Annotated in this window: 21 protein-coding genes and 1 riboswitch; of the genes, 8 read left to right on the top strand and 13 right to left on the bottom strand. The window is 58.7% G+C overall.

All coding sequences use genetic code 11. From position 1 onward, the window contains the following. Positions 1-32 precede the first annotated feature (32 nt). The 10 genes from RRF55_RS24990 to RRF55_RS24945 form a co-directional block, all read right to left on the bottom strand. Positions 33-350 carry a PTS lactose/cellobiose transporter subunit IIA gene (locus RRF55_RS24990; protein ID WP_002884149.1) on the bottom strand — a complete coding sequence of 106 codons (318 nt, stop codon included), beginning with the start codon at positions 348-350 and terminating at the stop codon, positions 33-35. A 3-nt stretch (positions 351-353) separates the two neighbouring features. Continuing rightward, positions 354-659 (bottom strand): PTS sugar transporter subunit IIB, encoded by a 306-nt coding sequence (locus RRF55_RS24985; RefSeq protein WP_002884150.1) that lies wholly within the window; start codon positions 657-659, stop codon positions 354-356. A gap of 172 nt (positions 660-831) precedes the next feature. Further along, positions 832-2364 (bottom strand): sensor domain-containing diguanylate cyclase, encoded by a 1533-nt coding sequence (locus RRF55_RS24980; protein ID WP_004171439.1) that lies wholly within the window; start codon positions 2362-2364, stop codon positions 832-834. A 316-nt stretch (positions 2365-2680) separates the two neighbouring features. Continuing rightward, the gene (gene thiH / locus RRF55_RS24975) at positions 2681-3814 is read right to left on the bottom strand and encodes a 2-iminoacetate synthase ThiH (RefSeq protein WP_004212852.1); all 1134 of its coding nucleotides are present in this window, start codon (positions 3812-3814) and stop codon (positions 2681-2683) included. Then, a complete protein-coding gene (gene thiG, locus RRF55_RS24970) occupies positions 3811-4581 on the bottom strand; it encodes a thiazole synthase (protein ID WP_025862010.1) in 771 nt (256 codons plus the stop codon). The genes thiH and thiG overlap by 4 nt, the downstream gene beginning before the upstream one ends. 1 nt (position 4582) lies before the next feature. Beyond that, a complete protein-coding gene (gene thiS, locus RRF55_RS24965; RefSeq protein ID WP_002884183.1) occupies positions 4583-4783 on the bottom strand; it encodes a sulfur carrier protein ThiS in 201 nt (66 codons plus the stop codon). Continuing rightward, the gene (thiF, locus tag RRF55_RS24960) at positions 4767-5522 is read right to left on the bottom strand and encodes a thiazole biosynthesis adenylyltransferase ThiF (protein WP_004177871.1); all 756 of its coding nucleotides are present in this window, start codon (positions 5520-5522) and stop codon (positions 4767-4769) included. Before thiF ends, thiS begins: the two co-directional genes overlap by 17 nt. Beyond that, positions 5515-6150, bottom strand: coding sequence for a thiamine phosphate synthase (gene thiE / locus RRF55_RS24955; protein ID WP_004146300.1), 636 nt, complete (start codon positions 6148-6150; stop codon positions 5515-5517). Before thiE ends, thiF begins: the two co-directional genes overlap by 8 nt. After that, complete coding sequence (gene thiC, locus RRF55_RS24950) at positions 6150-8045, bottom strand: phosphomethylpyrimidine synthase ThiC (protein WP_009485012.1); 1896 nt, start codon at positions 8043-8045, stop codon at positions 6150-6152. The genes thiE and thiC overlap by 1 nt, the downstream gene beginning before the upstream one ends. An 85-nt stretch (positions 8046-8130) precedes the next feature. Then, positions 8131-8255: riboswitch (TPP riboswitch) on the bottom strand. Positions 8256-8307: 52 nt separating this feature from the next. Further along, a complete protein-coding gene (locus tag RRF55_RS24945; protein ID WP_002884324.1) occupies positions 8308-8805 on the bottom strand; it encodes an Rsd/AlgQ family anti-sigma factor in 498 nt (165 codons plus the stop codon). A gap of 93 nt (positions 8806-8898) precedes the next feature. Between RRF55_RS24945 and nudC the strand changes: the two genes are divergently transcribed. From nudC to RRF55_RS24915, 6 genes are all read left to right on the top strand, one after another. Further along, positions 8899-9672 carry an NAD(+) diphosphatase gene (nudC, locus tag RRF55_RS24940; RefSeq protein WP_002884327.1) on the top strand — a complete coding sequence of 258 codons (774 nt, stop codon included), beginning with the start codon at positions 8899-8901 and terminating at the stop codon, positions 9670-9672. Between the two features lie 40 nt (positions 9673-9712). Next, a complete protein-coding gene (gene hemE, locus RRF55_RS24935; RefSeq protein ID WP_002884329.1) occupies positions 9713-10777 on the top strand; it encodes a uroporphyrinogen decarboxylase in 1065 nt (354 codons plus the stop codon). Between the two features lie 12 nt (positions 10778-10789). After that, a complete protein-coding gene (nfi, locus tag RRF55_RS24930; RefSeq protein WP_004152311.1) occupies positions 10790-11461 on the top strand; it encodes a deoxyribonuclease V in 672 nt (223 codons plus the stop codon). Between the two features lie 42 nt (positions 11462-11503). After that, positions 11504-12094 (top strand): YjaG family protein, encoded by a 591-nt coding sequence (locus tag RRF55_RS24925; RefSeq protein ID WP_002884331.1) that lies wholly within the window; start codon positions 11504-11506, stop codon positions 12092-12094. A gap of 186 nt (positions 12095-12280) precedes the next feature. Next, positions 12281-12553, top strand: coding sequence for a nucleoid-associated protein HU-alpha (gene hupA, locus RRF55_RS24920; RefSeq protein ID WP_002884342.1), 273 nt, complete (start codon positions 12281-12283; stop codon positions 12551-12553). Between the two features lie 12 nt (positions 12554-12565). Beyond that, the gene (locus tag RRF55_RS24915; protein ID WP_002884344.1) at positions 12566-13261 is read left to right on the top strand and encodes a DUF1481 domain-containing protein; all 696 of its coding nucleotides are present in this window, start codon (positions 12566-12568) and stop codon (positions 13259-13261) included. A gap of 3 nt (positions 13262-13264) precedes the next feature. On the opposite strand, the gene zraP is transcribed toward RRF55_RS24915, so the two are convergent. Beyond that, positions 13265-13702: a zinc resistance sensor/chaperone ZraP gene (gene zraP / locus RRF55_RS24910; RefSeq protein ID WP_002884346.1), complete on the bottom strand. Its 438-nt coding sequence runs from the start codon at positions 13700-13702 to the stop codon at positions 13265-13267. Positions 13703-13961: 259 nt separating this feature from the next. Here zraP and zraS point away from each other — a divergent pair, with 259 nt between their 5' ends. Next, positions 13962-15356 carry a two-component system sensor histidine kinase ZraS gene (gene zraS, locus RRF55_RS24905; protein ID WP_002884349.1) on the top strand — a complete coding sequence of 465 codons (1395 nt, stop codon included), beginning with the start codon at positions 13962-13964 and terminating at the stop codon, positions 15354-15356. Continuing rightward, positions 15343-16674 (top strand): sigma-54-dependent response regulator transcription factor ZraR, encoded by a 1332-nt coding sequence (zraR, locus tag RRF55_RS24900; protein WP_004895015.1) that lies wholly within the window; start codon positions 15343-15345, stop codon positions 16672-16674. Before zraS ends, zraR begins: the two co-directional genes overlap by 14 nt. Here zraR and purD read toward each other — a convergent pair. Beyond that, complete coding sequence (gene purD / locus RRF55_RS24895; protein ID WP_020804630.1) at positions 16664-17959, bottom strand: phosphoribosylamine--glycine ligase; 1296 nt, start codon at positions 17957-17959, stop codon at positions 16664-16666. The two genes, zraR and purD, sit on opposite strands and share 11 nt — an antisense overlap. Positions 17960-17974: 15 nt before the next feature. After that, positions 17975-19564: a bifunctional phosphoribosylaminoimidazolecarboxamide formyltransferase/IMP cyclohydrolase gene (gene purH, locus RRF55_RS24890; protein ID WP_002884359.1), complete on the bottom strand. Its 1590-nt coding sequence runs from the start codon at positions 19562-19564 to the stop codon at positions 17975-17977. Between the last annotated feature and the right edge of the window lie 411 nt (positions 19565-19975).

Below are 19975 nucleotides of genomic sequence, written 5' to 3'. Positions count from 1 at the left end.
CGCCGGCAGCGACGCCCGTTAAATCCGTGAGATTATTGCGCGAGGGGCAGACGACGATAGAGTTCAATCATGTCGGTCGCCAGATCCTGAATGACCATAGCGTTCATCAGATGGTCCTGGGAATGCACGGTGATCAGGTTGACCGGCAATTTACCGCTGCCTTCATCCATGCCGATAAGCTGGGTCTGAATTTTATGCGCATGTTTGACGAACTCATGGGATTCAGCCATGGCCTGCTCCGCGGCGACAAAATCGCCTTTTCGCGCCAGCTGTAGCGCCGTCAGCGCCGCGCTACGTGCGGAACCCGCGTTAACCAGCAGCTCCATGATGATCGTTTCTAAATCTTCCATCGATTACTCCAGCATCTTAAGGGCTTTATCCAGAACGGCATCACCTTTCATCATGCCGTAGTCCATCATATCGATCACGGCGACCTTCTTGCCGAACGGGTCGGCCAGCGCCTGCAGCTTCGCCTGCTCATATTTCACCTGCGGGCCGAGCAAAATAATGTCGGCGGCGGCCAGATTATCTTTAAACTCAGCGACCGGTACGGCCTTGATAGAGACCTCAACACCCTTCTTCTGCGCGGCATCTTGCATACGCTGAACCAGCATGCTGGTAGACATACCGGCGGCACAGCACAAAACGATATTCTTCATAGTCAGTGGCCCTTGTGTTCCGTGATATCTTATCTTTATCGCGGCCCTGGCGATGCGACAACCGCTTTACCGTGATTGTGTGTAAGGCATCACACAATAATTGAAACCGGTTTCATTTTTTCCGGAAAAAATAAAAAAGCCCACCGAAGTGGGCGGTGGCGGCGCTGAAGTCTTACGCGCGCAGGATACGGTTTTTACCCTGCTGTTTGGCTTTGTACAGCGCTTCATCGACGCTCACCACCAGCTTATCCAGTGGCTCCATATTCCATTCCCCGAGGCCGGCGCTGAAGGTGACCGTCAGGCCATCTTCGCGCCAGGTGCGTCGTTCGACGTTTACCCGCCATGTTTCCAGCAGCGTGCGGGCGTTATCGATATGTTCGGCAGGAAAGACCACCGCGAACTCTTCGCCGCCGTAGCGATAGAGAGATATCTCCAGCGGCTGGAGGACCTGTAGCCCTTCGCGAGCGACGTTACGCAGGACGATATCGCCATTGAGATGGCCCCAGGTGTCGTTGATCGATTTAAAGTTATCGATATCGACCAGCGCGAGGGCGAACGGCTGGTGATCGTTCATCAGGGCGGCAATATCGCTGTCGAAGGCGCGGCGGTTTTTGCAGCCGGTGAGAGCGTCGATGGTCGCCTGGCGGACGTAGGACAGTTCGCGCTGTTTATTAGTTTCAATCGCTTTACTCAGCATCGCCTCAAGGCGCGGGGCGCGTTTGACGTCACCGGTTTTAATCGCATTGATGATATTCATCAGCACGGTACGGGAAGCATGACGCAGATAAAGACCGAACAGGATAATAATGATCGCTGCGAGAGTGAAACCGCCGATCACTAAATTGGTCTCATGACGTGTCAGATTGACCAGGGTGGCGTTATCGACACGGAAAATCACAAACCAGTCGGGATTGGTAAAGGAGTAATAGTAATACCAGGTGTCGCTCCCGGGATCGTAAAGCTGCCCCTCTCCGCTGGTCATTTTATCCATCAGCTCGTCCCTGACGAAGGGTTTAAACAGCGCGCCCGGGTCGGAGTGCAGGACCACTTTGCCATCCCGTTGCACCACAAAAAATTCCCCCTGTACGGGCGCCACCATCTGGCGCAGCGCGAACCCCATGGAGGTGAGATCGAGATGAAAGGCCAGGCTGCCCTTGAGTTTCCCTTCCGGGGTAATGATGGGTTTGAAAATGGTAATCGTCGGATGGTGGGTGAAATAATCCATATACGGACTGGTGTAGTGGCTGAAGGTGCTGGCTTCCGCCTGTTTGATAAACCAGGGCCGCGTTTTGGGATCGAAAGCCCGGCTGTCTTCGTTTTCCAGCACCTCCGGGGCGCGCAGATAGTGGCCCTCGGTATCCGCCAGCGAGATGGATGAGACGCTTGGCATCATGTTCTGTAACTGCATCAGCGTGGTTAACCCTTTCTCCGGCTCCACATTGACTGCGCGATTCAGTTCGTCATTGCGGGCAAAGAAGGCGGCTGCGCGCCCGAGGATAAAATCATTTTCCCGCAGCAGGGTTTCCGTATAGTTGATCGCGAGGTTATGGGTAAAATTGCGGTTAATATCGTGATAATCTTCGAGAAAATCTTTCTGTTGCGCCAGAGTCACAAAAATAGCGATCAGCATAAAGCTGAGCAAAATACCGGCAAACCCCACGACGATCGGCGTCGTAAAAGAGAGCTTTCTGTTGTGTAGAGCCATGAATCGTTAATCGTCCCGGATGTATAAACCATGGGTCCGAACGCAGGTTGCGTCTGGGACGCCTGCCGATCGAATCAGTTCACTATTGCTCAATTATAACTCTGAGGCCTTCATGTATCGTGATTTATATTCGGCGATAATGTGCAGGCCTCTGCTCAGCGCGGAGAGGCAGGGCGAAAATGAGGAAGAAAAGGTTCGCCCTGGTCAGCGTCCGCTGCTGACCAGGGCAGAATAGAAAAACGGCGTCGGGCGGGCCAGCCTCCGTTTTTCATCTCTCGTGCAGGCGCGCAAAATTATAAGGCGTTTACACTGTACATCATGAGGTTTGCGAAGCGCGTCCCAGCCAGCTATCCCAGTCTTTCCATACCGGCTGCAGGCCGCGGGCGGCCAGCGCGCTGGCGACCTCTTCAGGGCGGCGATCGTCGTGCGGGGCAAATTGCTCGAGCTCCGGATGATCGTCGGCGTAGCCGCCGGGCTGGGTTTTAGAGAAGGCGCTGACGTTATTGATCGCCAGCGGGATCACCCGGTCGCGGAACCAGGGTGATTCGCGGGTGGATAGCGACAGCTCAACCTCTGGCGCCAGCAGGCGGAAGGCGCAGATAGTTTGCACCAGCTGTCGCTCATCCATCAGCGAAGCCGGTTCAATACCGCCGGCGCAGGGACGCAGGCGCGGGAAGGAGACCGAATAGCGGCTGCGCCAGTAGCGCTGCTGCAGCCACAGCAGGTGCTCAGCGACTATAAAGCAGTCCACTCGCCAGCTGTCGGAAAGGCCGATGAGCGCGCCAAGGCCGATCTTGTCGATCCCCGCCGCGCCTAAGCGATCCGGCGTATCCAGCCGCCAGAAGAAATCCTGCTTTTTTCCTTTCAGATGGTGTTGGGCGTACATGCTTTCATGATAGGTCTCCTGATAGACCATCACCCCGTCGAGCCCCAGGGTTTTCAGCTCGGCATACTCTTCAGTCGCCAGCGGCTGCACCTCCATATGCAGCGAGGCAAACTGGCTGCGGATAGCCGGTAGGTGCCGACGGAAATAATCCATTCCCACCTTACCCTGATGTTCGCCGGTCACCAGCAGCAGATGCTCAAAGCCCAGGTTGCGGATCGCGGCGCACTCGCGGGCAATCTCGGCGGCATCCAGCGTCTTGCGCTTAATGCGGTTGCTCATCGAGAAGCCGCAGTAGGTGCAGTCGTTAGCGCACAGGTTGGAGAGATACAGCGGCACGTAGAAGCTGACGGTATTGCCGAAGCGCTGCCGGGTGAGGCGCTGCGCGCGCTGGGCCAGCGGTTCAAGGTAATTGGCCGCGGCAGGCGAGAGCAGGGCCATCATATCATCGCGGGTGAGCTGTTTGGCCGCCAGCGCCCGTTCGACGTCGGCGGCGGTTTTGCTGTTGATGCGCAGGCGGATATCGTCCCACTCCAGCTGCCGCCAGCGATCGCTAAAGGTTTTCATGCCAGCGCCTCCAGGAATCCGGTGAGCGGGCTGGTGGCCTGCGCCTGCGTACTGCGTGCCCCCGGTCCGGCCTGACGCGCCAGTAATCCGGCATCGATCGCCATACGGAAGGCGCGGGCCATGGCCACGGGGTCGTCGGCGACGGCAATGGCGGTATTGACCAGCACCGCGTCCGCGCCCATCTCCAGCGCCTGCGCCGCATGGCTCGGGACGCCGATCCCGGCGTCGACCACCACCGGGACCGTCGCCTGCTCGATAATAATCTCCAGCATGGCTTTGGTTTCCAGCCCCTGATTGGAGCCGATCGGCGCACCCAGCGGCATCACCGCCGCGCAGCCCACCTCTTCCAGTCGTTTACACAGCACCGGATCGGCGCCGCAGTAGGGCAGCACCACGAACCCTTCGCGGACCAGCAGCTCCGCCGCTTTCAGGGTTTCAATCGGGTCGGGCAGCAGCCAGCGGGCGTCCGGGTGGATCTCCAGCTTCAGCCAGTGGGTACCCAGGGCTTCCCGCGCCAGACGGGCGGCAAACACCGCCTCTTCCGCCGTCTTGGCGCCCGAGGTATTCGGCAGCAGGCTGACTCCCGCCGCCAGCAGCGGGGCGAGGATGGCGTCATTGCGCTGGCGTAAATCGACGCGCTTCATCGCCAGGGTTACCAGCTGGCTGCCCGAGGCGCGAATCGCCTCGACCATCACCTCCGGGGCGGCGAATTTGCCGGTACCGGTGAAAAGATGGGATTCAAACGTTTTGTCTGCAATATGTAACATGTCAGCCTCCAGCGATAACCTGAAAAAGCAGGACCCGATCGCCTTCCTGCAAGAGATGATCTTCCCACCGGTCGCGCGGCAGGATGTGTTGATTGAGCGCCAGCGCAACGCCAGGCTGCTGCTGTTCGAGCTGGGTCAGCAGGGCGCTGACGCTGAGATTGTCGGCGCACGCCAGCGGCTCGTCGTTAAACCAGATCTGCATGCCGCCCTCCGCACACCGGGCAGCTCCGGGAACGCTGTAGCGCAAGGGCGCGCCAGTTGCTGGTGCGGGCGTCGAACAGCCGCAGGGTGTTGCGCGGCGTCGCCATGCCGCTGAGCAACTTAATTGTCTCCAGCGCCTGCAGGGTGCCCATCATGCCGACCACCGGGCCGACGATCCCCGCGGTGCGGCAGTTGCGCTGCGGTTCATCGCTTTCCGGCCACAGGCAGCGATAGCAGCCCTGCGTCCAGGGCGGGGTGAGCACCATCAGCTGACCGCCGAAGCCCACGGCGCTGGCGGTCACTAACGGGGTATCGAGGGCCACACAGGCGGCATTGATCGCCTGGCGGGTGACCATATTATCGGTACAGTCCAGCACCACGTCCGCTTTCGCCACTTCGGCGCGGAGCGCCTCGCCGCTTAAGCGCTGCTGGAGCGCTACCAGTTTGATCTGCGGGTTTAGCTGGCTGAGCCGGGTCTGTGCCGCTGCGGCTTTTGGCCGATCGATATCCGCGCTGGTGAACAAGATCTGCCGTTGCAGGTTGCTGAGATGCACCGCGTCGTCATCGGCCAGGGTCAGCGTCCCGACGCCAGCCCCGGCCAGATAGAGCGCCGCCGGGGAGCCCAGCCCGCCAAGGCCGATAATCAGCACTCGACTGGCTAACAGCTTCTGCTGCCCTTCGATGGCAATATCCTCCAGCAGCAGCTGGCGGCTATAGCGCATAAAGTCGTGATCATTCATCGCCCGCTCCCGCCAGCGCCAGCAGTTGGTTGGTCGCTGCCCGCCAGTCCGCCGCCTGGGTGATGGCGCTGACCACCGCGATGCTGCCGACGCCGGTCGCCAGTACCCCCGGCGCCTTTTCCAGGCTAATTCCGCCGATCGCCACGGTGGGGTAATCCGCCAGGCGTTGAATATGTCTGGCAAGCTGCTCGAGGCCCTGCGGCGCGGAAGGCATCTGTTTGGTTTGCGTCGGGAAGACGTGACCTAGCGCGATGTAAGAGGGGCGCGCCGCAAGGGCGACATCAATTTCCATATCATCGTGAGTAGAGACGCCAAGACGCAGCCCGGCCTGGCGGATAGCGCTCAGATCGGTGGTTTCCAGATCTTCTTGTCCGAGATGCACGCCATAGGCCTGGTGCTTAATCGCCAGTTGCCAGTAATCGTTAATGAACAGTCGGGCGTGATAGCGGCGACCAAGGGCGATGGCGGCGATCACGTCATCCTCAACTTCGCTGTCGCGCCGGTCTTTGATGCGTAACTGAAGGGTACGTACCCCAGCTTCGAGCAGGCGCTCAATCCACGCCACGCTGTCCACCACCGGGTAGAGTCCGAGACGAAACGGGACGGGTGGAAAATCAGGTTGATACATCAGGCTTCCTCCTGTTTCAGGTAGATTTCGCCGCCGCGGGCGCGGAAGTTATTCGACATATCGGCCATGCCGGCTTCGATACTTTGCTTCGCGGCGTAGTCGCGGACCTCCTGAGTGATTTTCATCGAACAGAATTTCGGCCCGCACATGGAGCAGAAGTGGGCGACTTTGCCGGACTCCTGCGGCAGGGTTTCATCGTGATAGGCCCGCGCGGTGAACGGGTCGAGCGCGAGGTTGAACTGGTCTTCCCAGCGGAATTCAAAACGCGCTTTTGACATCGCGTTGTCGCGGATCTGCGCCCCGGGATGGCCTTTCGCGAGGTCGGCGGCGTGGGCGGCGATTTTGTAGGTAATCAGCCCCTGTTTGACATCCTCTTTGTTGGGCAGGCCGAGATGCTCTTTCGGCGTGACATAGCACAGCATGGCGCAGCCGAACCAGCCGATCATTGCCGCGCCGATACCAGAGGTGAAATGGTCGTAGCCCGGCGCGATATCAGTGGTGAGCGGCCCCAGGGTGTAGAATGGCGCTTCGTGGCAGTGCTCCAGCTGTTCGGTCATATTGCGGCGGATCATCTGCATCGGCACGTGGCCAGGGCCTTCAATCATCACCTGCACGTCATATTCCCAGGCGATTTTCGTCAGTTCGCCGAGGGTGCGCAGCTCGGAAAACTGCGCCTCGTCGTTGGCATCCTGAATGGAGCCGGGGCGCAGGCCATCGCCCAGCGACAGCGACACGTCATAGGCGGCGCAGATTTCGCAGATTTCGCGGAAATGCTGGTAGAGGAAGTTTTCCTGATGATGCGACAGGCACCACTTAGCCATGATTGAGCCGCCGCGCGAGACGATACCGGTCAGGCGCTTCGCCGTCATCGGGACGTAGCGCAACAGTACGCCGGCGTGAATCGTGAAGTAGTCGACGCCTTGCTCGGCCTGTTCCAGCAGGGTATCGCGGAAGACTTGCCAGGTGAGATTCTCGGCGATGCCGTTGACCTTCTCCAGCGCCTGGTAAATCGGCACGGTACCAATCGGCACCGGGCTGTTGCGCAGGATCCACTCGCGGGTTTCGTGGATATAGCGGCCGGTGGAGAGGTCCATCACCGTGTCGGCGCCCCAGCGGGTTGACCAGACCAGTTTCTCGACCTCTTCTTCGATGGAAGAGGTCACCGCCGAGTTGCCGATATTGGCATTCACTTTCACCAGGAAGTTGCGGCCGATAATCATCGGTTCAGACTCCGGGTGGTTGATGTTGGCGGGGATGATGGCGCGTCCGGCGGCCACTTCATCGCGAACGAACTCGGGGGTGATGTTTTCCGGTAGGTGGGCGCCGAAGCCTTCACCTGCGTGCTGCTGGCGCAGAACCTCGCTGCGGATACGTTCGCGACCCATGTTTTCGCGAATGGCGATGAACTCCATCTCCGGGGTGACTATCCCCTGGCGGGCGTAGTGCAGCTGGGTAACGCATTTGCCAACGACGGCGCGTTTGGGCGTCAGCAGGCCGCTGAAGCGCAGCTCATCGAGACCGTCGTCGGCCAGCCGCGCTTTGGTATAGGCCGAGCTGCGTTCGCTGAGCGGCGCGCAGTCGTTACGCGCGTCGATCCACGGCTGGCGCAGCTTTGCCAGCCCCTGGCGGACATCAATGCTAATATCCGGGTCGCCATACGGCCCGGAGGTGTCATACACCGGGATCGGTTCGTTGGTTTCGTACCGGGGGTTATCTTTATCGCCGCCGACGAGAGTTGGGCTGAGCTGAATTTCACGCATCGGGACGCGGATATCCGCTTGTGAGCCGTGAACATAGATGCGGCGTGAATTAGGAAAAGCGGTACCCGCCAGCGTATCAATGAATCGCTGCGCGTGCTCGCGTTGTTCCCGACGGGTTAGTTTGGTAGTAGACATAGCGCATTCCAGTTAAAAAAGGACATGGCTTGTCAGACGACGGATGGAGTAACAGATGCGATCGGCCCTGACGGACTGACGCGAACAGCAGTTTACTCTTGTTCCCTTCGCAGGTATTAGCCTGATCAGGTTCCGCGGATCCCGAATTAACGGTCTCAGCCTTTTCCACGTTAGCCTGCGCATGGAAAATAGGCACTCCGACAAGATGAAATCCCTCCGCAGAGGGATAATGTACGTAAATTACGCGTTAACGGTTCACAACTCAAGCGGTCGGCGCAATATTATCGCGCACGTCATTGCTCAGGTTATGGGCGACAGCCAGGGCGATCAGTTTATCTTCCAGCGCGAAACGCGCCTCCAGCGACTCGCCGATATCCGACAGCGCCTGCTGAAATTCAAGATAGTTATCGTGATCGATGGCGTTTTCGAGGCAGGTATCGTAGTAGTCCATCATCTGCTGGGTATTGGCTTCCAGCTGCGGGTAAAGCCGGGTGGCGGCTAAAAGAGGGGTATCGCCTTCCATTTCGCCAATAATGCGTTCATAAATACTAAAATGACCGGATGAGAGGTAATCCACCAGACTTTGGCAAAAGTCATCCAGCGCCTTTTCGTTTAGCCGCATAAACGACTCTTTGCCCGGTTTCAGGCCAACCAGGTTGTAGTAAGCCACGAGCAGATGCTTACGCACTTGTAGCCAGCGATCGACCAGTTCATTACTACCGCCAACGCGCTCCGTCAGATTTTCCAGCTGGTTTAGCATGATTGACTCCGCTAGTTTTGATTTAAATCTGCTCACCAAAATGTAAATATAATGTTAACAACATGCCAGTGAAGCAAAGGTAGTGCAATAGATATGGATCGTATTATTGAAAAATTAGATCGCGGCTGGTGGGTTGTCAGTCACGAACAAAAATTATGGTTGCCTGGTGGAGAATTACCACATGGCGAAGCGGTTAATTTCGATCTTGTCGGCCAGCATGCGCTGCATATTGGCGAGTGGCAGGGCGAGTCCGTGTGGATGGTGCGCCAGGATCGTCGCCATGACATGGGATCGTTGCGCCAGGTGCTGGATCAGGATCCGGGACTCTTCCAGCTGGCTGGGCGGGGGATCCAGCTCGCCGAATTTTATCGCTCGCATAAATTTTGCGGTTACTGCGGCCACCCGATGCATGCCAGCAAAAGCGAATGGGCGATGCTGTGCAGCCACTGCCGTGAACGTTACTACCCGCAAATTGCCCCCTGCATTATCGTGGCAATCCGTCGCGACGATGCGATCCTGCTGGCGCAACATACGCGCCATCGCAACGGCGTGCACACCGTGCTGGCCGGCTTTGTCGAGGTCGGCGAAACCCTTGAGCAGGCGGTGGCTCGCGAGGTGATGGAGGAGAGCGGTATTCGGGTAAAAAACCTGCGTTACGTGACCTCTCAGCCATGGCCGTTCCCGCAGTCGCTGATGACCGCCTTTATGGCGGATTACGCAGATGGCGAGATCGTGGTCGACAAAAAAGAGTTACTGACCGCGGACTGGTATCGCTATGACGACCTGCCGCTTCTGCCGCCGCCGGGGACAGTGGCGCGGCGGCTTATCGAAGATACCGTCGCGATGTGTCGGGCAGAGTTCGAGTGACATGTTACACTGGGCGTATCAACGCTAAAGGAATGTAAAAATGACCGAACTGAAGAACGATCGTTACCTGCGCGCGCTGCTGCGTCAGCCGGTTGATGTCACCCCGGTGTGGATGATGCGCCAGGCGGGCCGCTATTTACCGGAGTACAAAGCCACCCGTGCGCAAGCGGGCGACTTTATGTCGCTGTGTAAAAATGCCGAGCTGGCCTGCGAAGTGACTCTCCAGCCGCTGCGCCGTTACCCGCTGGACGCGGCGATCCTCTTTTCGGACATCCTGACCATCCCGGACGCCATGGGGCTGGGGCTGTACTTTGAAGCTGGCGAAGGTCCGCGCTTCACCTCGCCGGTAAAAAGTAAAGCCGACGTCGACAAGCTGCCGATCCCGGATCCGGAGCAGGAGCTGGGCTATGTAATGAACGCCGTGCGCACCATTCGCCGCGAACTGAAAGGCGAAGTGCCGCTGATCGGTTTTTCCGGTAGTCCATGGACGCTGGCTACGTACATGGTGGAGGGCGGCAGCAGCAAGGCTTTCACCGTGATTAAAAAGATGATGTACGCCGAGCCGCAGGCGCTGCATGCGCTGCTGGATAAGCTGGCGAAGAGCGTTACCCTGTATCTCAACGCGCAGATCAAAGCCGGCGCGCAGTCGGTGATGATTTTTGACACCTGGGGCGGGGTGCTGACCGGCCGCGACTATCAGCAGTTCTCCCTCTACTACATGCATAAGATCGTCGATGGCCTGCTGCGGGAAAACGAAGGCCGCCGCGTGCCGGTGACTCTGTTCACCAAAGGCGGTGGTCAGTGGCTGGAAGCGATGGCGGAGACCGGCTGCGATGCGTTGGGTCTCGACTGGACCACCGATATTGCCGATGCTCGCCGTCGCGTGGGTAACAAAGTAGCGCTACAGGGCAATATGGATCCGTCGATGCTCTATGCGTCCGCCCCGCGTATTGAAGAAGAAGTGGCGACTATTCTTGCCGGCTTTGGCCAGGGGGAAGGCCACGTCTTTAACCTTGGACACGGTATTCATCAGGACGTTGACCCCGAGCATGCGGGCGTCTTTGTTGAGGCTGTGCACCGTCTGTCCGCACCCTATCACCAGTAGGAGATAAGCCCTATGGATTTAGCCGCACTACGTACCCAACAGCAACAGTTAGCCGCGTCGGTAGAGCGTGCGGATCGACTGGATCGCGACCCGCCGGCGTTGATCGGCGGCGCGGACGTCGGGTTTGAGCAGGAAGGGGAGATCACCCGGGCTGCGATGGTGCTGCTGACCTGGCCTGAGCTTGAGCTGGTGGAGTATCAGGTGGCGCGGGTCGCCACCTCTATGCCCTATATTCCCGGCTTTCTCTCGTTTCGCGAAACGCCTGCGCTGCTGGCGGCGTGGGAGCAGCTTTCGCAAAAACCGGACCTGCTCTTCGTTGACGGACACGGCATTTCTCATCCCCGGAGATTGGGCGTCGCCAGCCATTTTGGCCTGATGATTGATGTGCCGACTATCGGAGTGGCGAAAAAACGCCTGTGCGGCAAAATCGGCGACCTGGGTGATGAGCCTGGCGCGCTGGCCCCGCTGATGGATAAAAATGAGCAACTGGCCTGGGTCTGGCGCAGCAAAGTGCGCTGCAACCCGCTGTTTATTAGCACCGGCCACCGGGTAGGCATGGACAGCGCTTTAATGTGGGTTGAGCGCTGCATGCGAGGCTACCGTCTGCCCGAGCCGACGCGCTGGGCCGATGCGGTGGCGTCCCGTCGTCCGTCGTTTGTGCGTTGGCAAGCAAATCACAGCTGATTCAGGTACACTGCGCCTAATTTCTGACTTCGAGAATTCATCATGTTACAAAACCCGATTCACCTGCGCCTGGAGAAGCTGGAAAGCTGGCAGCATGTCACTTTTATGGCCTGCCTGTGCGAACGTATGTATCCCAACTACGCGATGTTCTGCAAGCAAACCGAGTTTGGCGACGGCCTGCTTTATCGTCGTATCCTGGACCTGATCTGGGAAACGCTGACGGTTAAAGATGCGAAGGTGAATTTCGACAGCCAGCTGGAGAAGCTGGAAGAGGCGATCCCGGCGGCAGATGATTTCGACATGTACGGTGTCTATCCGGCCATAGACGCTTGCGTGGCGTTGAGTGAACTGATTCATTCTCGTCTGAGCGGCGAAACGCTCGAGCACGCGATCGAGGTGAGCAAGACCTCCATCACCACCGTGGCGATGCTGGAAATGACCCAGGAAGGTCGCGAAATGACCGACGAAGAGTTGAAAGCGAATCCGGCGGTAGAGCAGGAATGGGATATTCAGTGGGAAATTTTCCGCCTGCTGGCCGACTGTGAAGAGCGTGATCTTGAGCTGATAAAAGGCCTGCGCGCGGACCTGCGCGAGGCTGGCGAGAGCAATATTGGTATAAATTTTCAGCAGTGAGACCAGAAAACGTGATTTACCGCCTGAATTGTAGCGTCTGAAGGCTTCCATTCCGCCCCCCGTCTGGTCTACATTTGGAGGGCGAAAAAAAGTGGCTATCGGTGCGTGTATGCAGGAGGGTGCTTTTTTGGCATTTCCGTCGCACTCGATGCTTAGCAAGCGATAAACACATTGTAAGGATAACTTATGAACAAGACTCAACTGATTGATGTAATTGCGGACAAAGCTGACCTGTCCAAAGCACAGGCTAAAGCTGCCCTGGAATCTACCCTGGCTGCAATTACTGAGTCTCTGAAAGAAGGTGATGCTGTTCAACTGGTTGGTTTCGGTACCTTCAAAGTGAACCACCGCGCTGAGCGTACTGGCCGCAACCCGCAGACCGGTAAAGAGATCAAAATCGCTGCAGCTAACGTGCCGGCATTTGTTTCTGGCAAAGCACTGAAAGACGCAGTTAAGTAAGACCGCGTGGCAGTGAACAGTTTTATCGAAGGGGCTATTAAGCCCCTTTTGTCTGTCTGGCGCCGGCCTCTGGCGCTGGCGGGCATCCTGTTGCTGACTGCCTGCAGCCACGACACGTCGCTACCGCCGTTTACCGCCAGCGGATATGCGGACAATCAGGGAGCGATGCGCATCTGGCGTAAAGATTCTGGCGATGAAGTCCATCTTCTCGCCGCCTTCAGCCCGTGGCGTCACGGGGACACCTCGACCAGCGAATATCGCTGGCAGGGCGATCAACTGGCGCTTATCGAACTCAATGTCTATGGCAAACCGCCGGAACATATTCGCGCCCGTTTCGACGCGCAGGGCGATCTGAGCTTTATGCAACGGGAAGTGGACGGGCAGAAGCAGCAGCTCTCCAGCGACCAGGTCGCGCTATATCGTTATCGCGCCGAGCAGATCCGCCAGACCAGCGACGCCCTCCGCCAGGGGCGGGTCGTCCTGCGGCAGGGGCGCTGGAACGCTGCCGCGCATACCGTGCTGACCTGCGAAGGGCAGACGGTTACGCCCGACCTCGATAGCCGGGCCCTGGCGCACATTGAACGCCGCCAGAGCCACGCTTCCGCCGCTGTGAGCATTGCCTGGCTGGAGGCGCCGGAAGGCTCTCAACTGCTGCTGGTCGCCAATGAAAACTTCTGCACCTGGCAGCCGACGGAAAAAAGCTTCTAACCTTTACCAGTGGTTCATGCCCATATGACCGCCGGCGCTACCGCGACAGCCGCCATATCCCATTCCTGCGCCGCGGGGAACGCCTGCCTCAGCCAGGGCGATATCAAACTTCACCCGCTGCTGATCCAGCTTCTGGCGTAAGCCTTCCATCTCCTGAGCGACAGCTTCAATCTTCCCGCTGTCCGGCTTTTGCGCCGTGAGCAGCGCATTGTACTCATAGCGTTTGGACTGCAGCTGCTGGCGCAGGGCGCTGGTTTGCGCATAGTAATCGTTATGCAGCTTTTGCACGGTAGCCTGCTGCTCCTGGGTCAGCTGACTGTAGCCCTGGTTGCCCATCCCGTTATTGTTGCCCCAGTGGTGGTTGGCCCAGGCCGCGTTGCTGGCGAAGGTCAGCGCGGCAAAGGTAACGAGGGCGAGAGGTAAGGTACGGTTCCGTTTCATGGCATTTTCTCCTGTGTGGTTTCCTTCGGTATTGCATCTTCCATGCCAGTCTGAAAAAGCCCGTCTGTGTCGGCCTGCCGAAGCCTTTGCCGAGGAGAGCGAGTAAAAATGACCCGTTCCGCCAGGGTCAGGCGAGTCATTTTTACTCGCTTAAGCGCAGGCGATATGTTTGAGAGCAGGATTGGCCGCGCGGAAACATGGCATGATTTCTGCTGAAGGAGCCTGCAGATAGTGAAAAAGAGATGACAAGGACTCGCCGATGAAGATCAAATCTCTCTCCCGGGACGCCGCCGCTGGCGCGCTGAGCTGGCTGCTGACCGGCACGGTTGTGCTGCTGGTCATGCTGTTCTCCGCGATGATCGTCCGCGACTACGGTCGCGAGACGACCGCTGCCCGACAAACCATTGAAGAGAAAGGGAGCGTGCTGATCCGCGCGCTGGAGTCCGGCACGCGCGTCGGGATGGGGATGCGTATGCATCATGCGCAGCTGCAGGCCCTGCTGGAAGAGATGGCCTGGCAACCGGGTGTCCTGTGGTTCGCGGTGACCGATGAAAACGGTAAAATTATCGCCCATAGCGATCCGCAGCAGGTGGGTAAAACGCTGTATAGCCCGGCGCAGATGCGTGCGTTAGCGGTTGGCGAACAGGCCCGCTGGCGCCGGCTTAGCGAACCGCAGCCGGCGCTGGAGATCTATCGCCATTTTCGCCCGCTTAATCCGGCCCGCGGCCACCATATGGGAATGATGAACCGCGGCAATAGCGCCCTGGCTCAGGCCACCGTCCCGCAGGTGATTTTTATCGCCTTTGATAGCCGCGAGCTGGATGCCGCGCAGGCCCGCGGGCAGCGGAATATGGCCATCATGCTGGGTGCCGCCGCGCTGGTGATAGCGGCGACGATCCTCGCTCAGTTCTGGTTCCGCCGCTATCGTCGCTCGCGGAAACAGCTGCTGGAGGCGATGGCCCGCAAGGAAAAGCTGGTGGCGCTTGGCCATCTGGCGGCAGGGGTCGCGCACGAGATCCGCAACCCGCTCTCGTCGATTAAAGGGCTGGCGAAATATTTTGCCGAGCGCACGTCGCCTGGCGGCGAGTCGCATCAGTTAGCCCAGGTGATGGCCAAAGAGGCTGATCGCCTGAACCGGGTGGTCAGCGAGCTGCTGGAGCTGGTCCGGCCCGCCCATCTAAACTACCAGACAGTCGATATCAACGCGCTTATCCGCCACTCATTGCAGTTGGTAAGCCAGGATGCGCAGAGCCGCGGGATCGCGCTGCAATTTACTCCGCGACCTGAGTTAACCACGATCAGCGCCGACCCCGATCGCCTGAATCAGGTGCTGTTGAATCTGTACCTGAATGCAATGCAGGCGATTGGCCGTGACGGCGTCATTCGCGTAACAGCAAGCGAAGCCGATCGTCAGCGGGTGAAAATCGTCGTCACGGATAGCGGTAAGGGGATGAGCGATGAAGAGTTACAGGCTATCTTCACGCCGTATTTCACCACCAAGGCGGACGGCACCGGGCTGGGGCTGGCCGTAGTGCAGAATATTATCGAACAACATGGCGGGACGATCCGCGCCGAAAGTCAGCCGGGAGCTGGAGCGATATTTACGCTTTGGTTACCGGTGGATGCTCAACGGAGGGAAGATGAGCAGCGATAAAGTACAGATTCTGGTCGTTGATGATGACATCAGCCACTGCACGATCCTGCAGGCGCTGCTGCGCGGCTGGGGCTATCAGGTGGGGTTGGCTCACAACGGCCTGCAGGCGCTGGAGCAGATCCATCAGCAGGTCTTCGACCTGGTGCTGTGCGATATCCGTATGGCGGAGATGGACGGTATCGCAACGTTAAAAGAGATTAAGGCCTATAACCCGGCGATACCGGTGCTGATCATGACGGCGTTTTCCAGCGTCGGTACGGCGGTAGAAGCTATTAAGTCCGGGGCGCTGGATTATCTGGTTAAACCGCTGGATTTTGACACCCTGCAGCAGACGCTGGTTCAGGCATTGGCGCACACCCGGCAGAGCGAGAGCGACCCCAGCGTTGCGACGGATTCACGGTGGGGCATGATTGGCGACAGCCCGGCGATGCAGGCGCTTCTTAACGATATTACGCTGGTGGCCCCTTCGGACGCGACGGTGCTGATTTATGGGGAGTCGGGAACCGGTAAGGAGCTGGTGGCGCACGCCATCCACGCCTGCAGCGAGCGTCGTGACAAGCCGTTGGTCACGCTCAACTGCGCGGCGCTGAATGAGTCACTGCTGGAGTCGGAACTCTTCGGCCATGAAAAAGGGGCGTTTACCGGGGCGGATCGGCGGCGGGAAGGACGCTTTGTCGAAGCGGATGGCGGCACGCTGTTTCTTGATGAGATAGGCGATATCTCGCCAGTGATGCAGGTCCGCTTGCTGCGGGCGATTCAGGAGCGGGAGGTGCAGCGGGTCGGCAGCAACCAGACGCTTGCCGTTGATGTGCGGCTTATCGCCGCCACCCATCGCAACCTTGCGGAAGAGGTGAGCGCCGGGCGCTTTCGCCAGGATCTCTATTACCGACTCAACGTTGTGACCATCGAGATACCGCCGCTGCGCCGGCGACGGGAAGATATTCCGCAGCTGGCGCAGCATTTTCTCAAACGCTATACCGAACGCAATCGTAAGACGGTAAAGGGGTTCACGCCACAGGCGATGGACCTGCTGATCCACTATCCCTGGCCGGGCAATATTCGCGAGCTGGAAAACGCGGTGGAGCGGGCGGTGGTGCTACTGACCGGAAACTATATCTCTGAGCGAGAACTGCCCCTGGCGATCGCCGGTACGCCGCTGCCATCAGGCGGGAGCGAGGAGGGGGGAATTCAGCCGTTAGTGGAAGTGGAGAAAGAGGTGATTCTGGCGGCGCTGGAAAAAACGGGCGGCAACAAAACTGAAGCCGCCCGTCAGTTAGGCATTACGCGCAAAACGCTGCTGGCGAAACTTAGCCGTTAGCCTTTTCACGTTCGATGGCGCGCCAGCCGATATCGCTACGGCTAAAGCTACCGTCCCAGCGAATGTCGGTCAGCAGCTGATAGGCGCGCTGCTGCGCCTGCGCTACGGAGTCACCCAGCGCGGTGACGCACAGCACGCGCCCGCCGTTGGTGACCACGCGCTGGTCGTCAGACAGTTTGGTGCCGGCGTGGAAGACCTTACCGTCTGCGACTTCCTGCTGCGGCAGGCCGTAGATCTCATCGCCCGTATTGTAGCTGCCCGGATAGCCGCCGGCGGCAACCACCACGCCCAGCGACGCGCGGTCATCCCACTCGGAGGTTTTCTCGTCCAGCTTGCCCGCGCAGGCGGCGAGGCACAGCTCGACCAGGTCGGACTTCATGCGCAGCATGATCGGTTGGGTTTCCGGGTCGCCAAAGCGGCAGTTGAACTCAATCACCTTCGGGTTGCCCTGCTTGTCGATCATCAGACCGGCGTAGAGGAAACCGGTATAGGTGTTGCCTTCAGCGGCCATGCCTTTCACGGTTGGCCAGATAATCCGCTCCATGGTGCGCTGGTGGACTTCGTCAGTAACCACCGGCGCCGGGGAGTACGCCCCCATCCCGCCGGTGTTCGGGCCGGTATCGCCGTTGCCGACGCGCTTGTGATCCTGGCTGGTGGCCATCGGCAGGACGTGCTCGCCGTCGACCATCACAATAAAGCTAGCCTCTTCGCCATCGAGGAACTCTTCAATCACGATGCGGTGGCCTGCGTCGCCAAAGGCGTTGCCGGCCAACATATCTTTGACCGCCGCTTCGGCTTCCTCGAGGGTCATCGCCACGATAACGCCTTTACCCGCCGCCAGACCGTCGGCTTTGATGACGATCGGCGCGCCTTTCTCGCGCAGATAAGCCAGCGCAGGCTCCACTTCGGTGAAGTTCTGGTATTCCGCCGTCGGAATATGATGACGGGCGAGAAAATCTTTGGTGAAGGCTTTTGAACCTTCCAGCTGCGCGGCGCCTTCGGTTGGCCCGAAGATGGCGAGCCCTGCGGCACGGAACGCATCGACCACGCCAATGACCAACGGCGCTTCCGGGCCAACGATGGTCAGATCGATTTTCTCATCCTGCGCGAAGCGTAGCAGGGCCGGAATATCGGTGACGCCGATGGCGACGTTTTGCAGCGACGGCTCCAGGGCGGTACCGGCGTTGCCCGGCGCGACATAGACGGTATCAACCAGCGGCGACTGAGCCGCTTTCCAGGCCAGCGCGTGCTCGCGCCCGCCGTTACCGATTACTAATACTTTCATCTGCTGCTCCAGGAATTAATGGCGGAAGTGGCGCATGTCGGTGAAGATCATGGCGATGCCGTGTTCGTCAGCGGCGGCAATCACTTCGTCGTCACGGATAGAGCCGCCCGGCTGAATAACGCAGGTGATGCCTACCGCGGCTGCGGCATCGATGCCGTCGCGGAACGGGAAGAAAGCGTCAGAGGCCATGGCGGAACCTTTCACTTCCAGACCTTCATCACCGGCTTTAATTCCGGCGATTTTCGCCGAGTAGACGCGGCTCATCTGACCGGCGCCTATGCCGATGGTCATATTATCTTTGGCATAAACGATGGCGTTGGATTTGACGAATTTCGCCACTTTCCAGCAGAACAGCGCATCGCGCAGTTCCTGCTCGGTTGGCTGACGTTTGCTGACCACGCGCAGTTCACCTGCGGTGACCATGCCGAGATCGCGGTCCTGAACCAGCAGACCACCGTTAACGCGTTTGAAATCGAGGCCGGCAACGCGAGTATCCCACTGGCCGCAGGTCAGTACGCGGACGTTCTGCTTCGCGGCGGTGATTTTCAGCGCTTCTTCGCTGGCGGACGGCGCGATGATCACTTCGACGAACTGGCGAGAGATGATCGCCTGCGCGGTTTCAGCATCCAGCTCGCGGTTAAAGGCAATGATGCCGCCGAACGCGGAGGTCGGGTCGGTTTTGTAAGCGCGATCGTAGGCGTCAAGAATCGAGTCGCTGACGGCAACGCCGCACGGGTTGGCATGCTTGACGATAACGCAGGCCGGCTCGTTGAACTCTTTCACGCACTCCAGCGCCGCATCGGTATCGGCAATGTTGTTATAGGAGAGCGCTTTGCCCTGCAGCTGAGTGGCGGTCGCCACGGAGGCCTCTTTTACATTCTCTTCTATATAGAAAGCCGCCTGCTGGTGGCTGTTTTCGCCGTAGCGCATATCCTGCTTCTTAATGAAGTTCAGATTCAGGGTACGCGGGAAGCGGCCAGCGGCTTCTTTGCTTTCGCCGTGATAGGCCGGAACCATGCTGCCGAAGTAGTTGGCGATCATGCTGTCGTAAGCGGCGGTGTGTTCGAAGGCTTTAATGGCGAGGTCGAAGCGGGTGGCCAGCGTGAGGGAACCTTCGTTGGCGTCCATCTCATTAATGATGGCGTCGTAGTCGCTGCTCTTAACTACGATGGCGACATCTTTATGGTTCTTCGCCGCGGAGCGCACCATGGTCGGGCCGCCGATATCGATGTTTTCCACCGCGTCTTCCAGCGAGCATCCTTCACGAGCGACGGTCTGGGCGAACGGGTAAAGGTTAACGACAACCATATCGATAGGCGCGATACCGTGTTGCTGCATGATACCGTCATCCTGACCGCGACGACCGAGGATGCCGCCGTGTACTTTCGGATGCAGGGTCTTCACGCGTCCATCCATCATTTCCGGGAAACCGGTGTAGTCAGAGACTTCGGTAACCGGCAGGCCTTTATCTGCCAGCAGGCGAGCGGTGCCGCCGGTGGACAGCAGCTCGACACCACGAGCGGAAAGCGCCTGCGCGAATTCGACGATACCGGCCTTGTCAGAAACACTGAGCAGAGCGCGGCGGACTGGACGACGTTGTTGCATGGTATTAAATCCCCAGGATTTGAACATTACAGAGAGCGTTAGGTGAGTTTTTGCCTAAAAACTCACCTAACGCACCCAACCGGGCATCCGTGTCATAGCGCGGCATTGTAACGAAAACGTTTGCGCAACGCTCGCGAATTTTTATGTTTCTCTCCAGGCCGGTGAATCTCCTTCTATATAGCTGGCGATCCACGGGGCTAGCGGTCATGTTTTTACGCTCTCCTGTGGATAATTCTGTGTGTAACGAGGTATAAAGCGGGGTTTTGCTGGGGAATGCAGCAGTCAGTCATTTTTCTGCCATTTTTCTATTGCGGACGCTCGAGAACTCCCTATAATGCGCCTCCATCGACACGGCGGATGTGAATCACTTCACACAAACAGCCGGTTCGGTTGCAGAGAAAAATCCTGAAA

It is taken from the genome of Klebsiella sp. K47, assembly GCF_051858335.1.
Classification (GTDB): domain Bacteria; phylum Pseudomonadota; class Gammaproteobacteria; order Enterobacterales; family Enterobacteriaceae; genus Klebsiella; species Klebsiella pneumoniae.
This window is presented reverse-complemented; position numbering and strand designations above follow the sequence as displayed.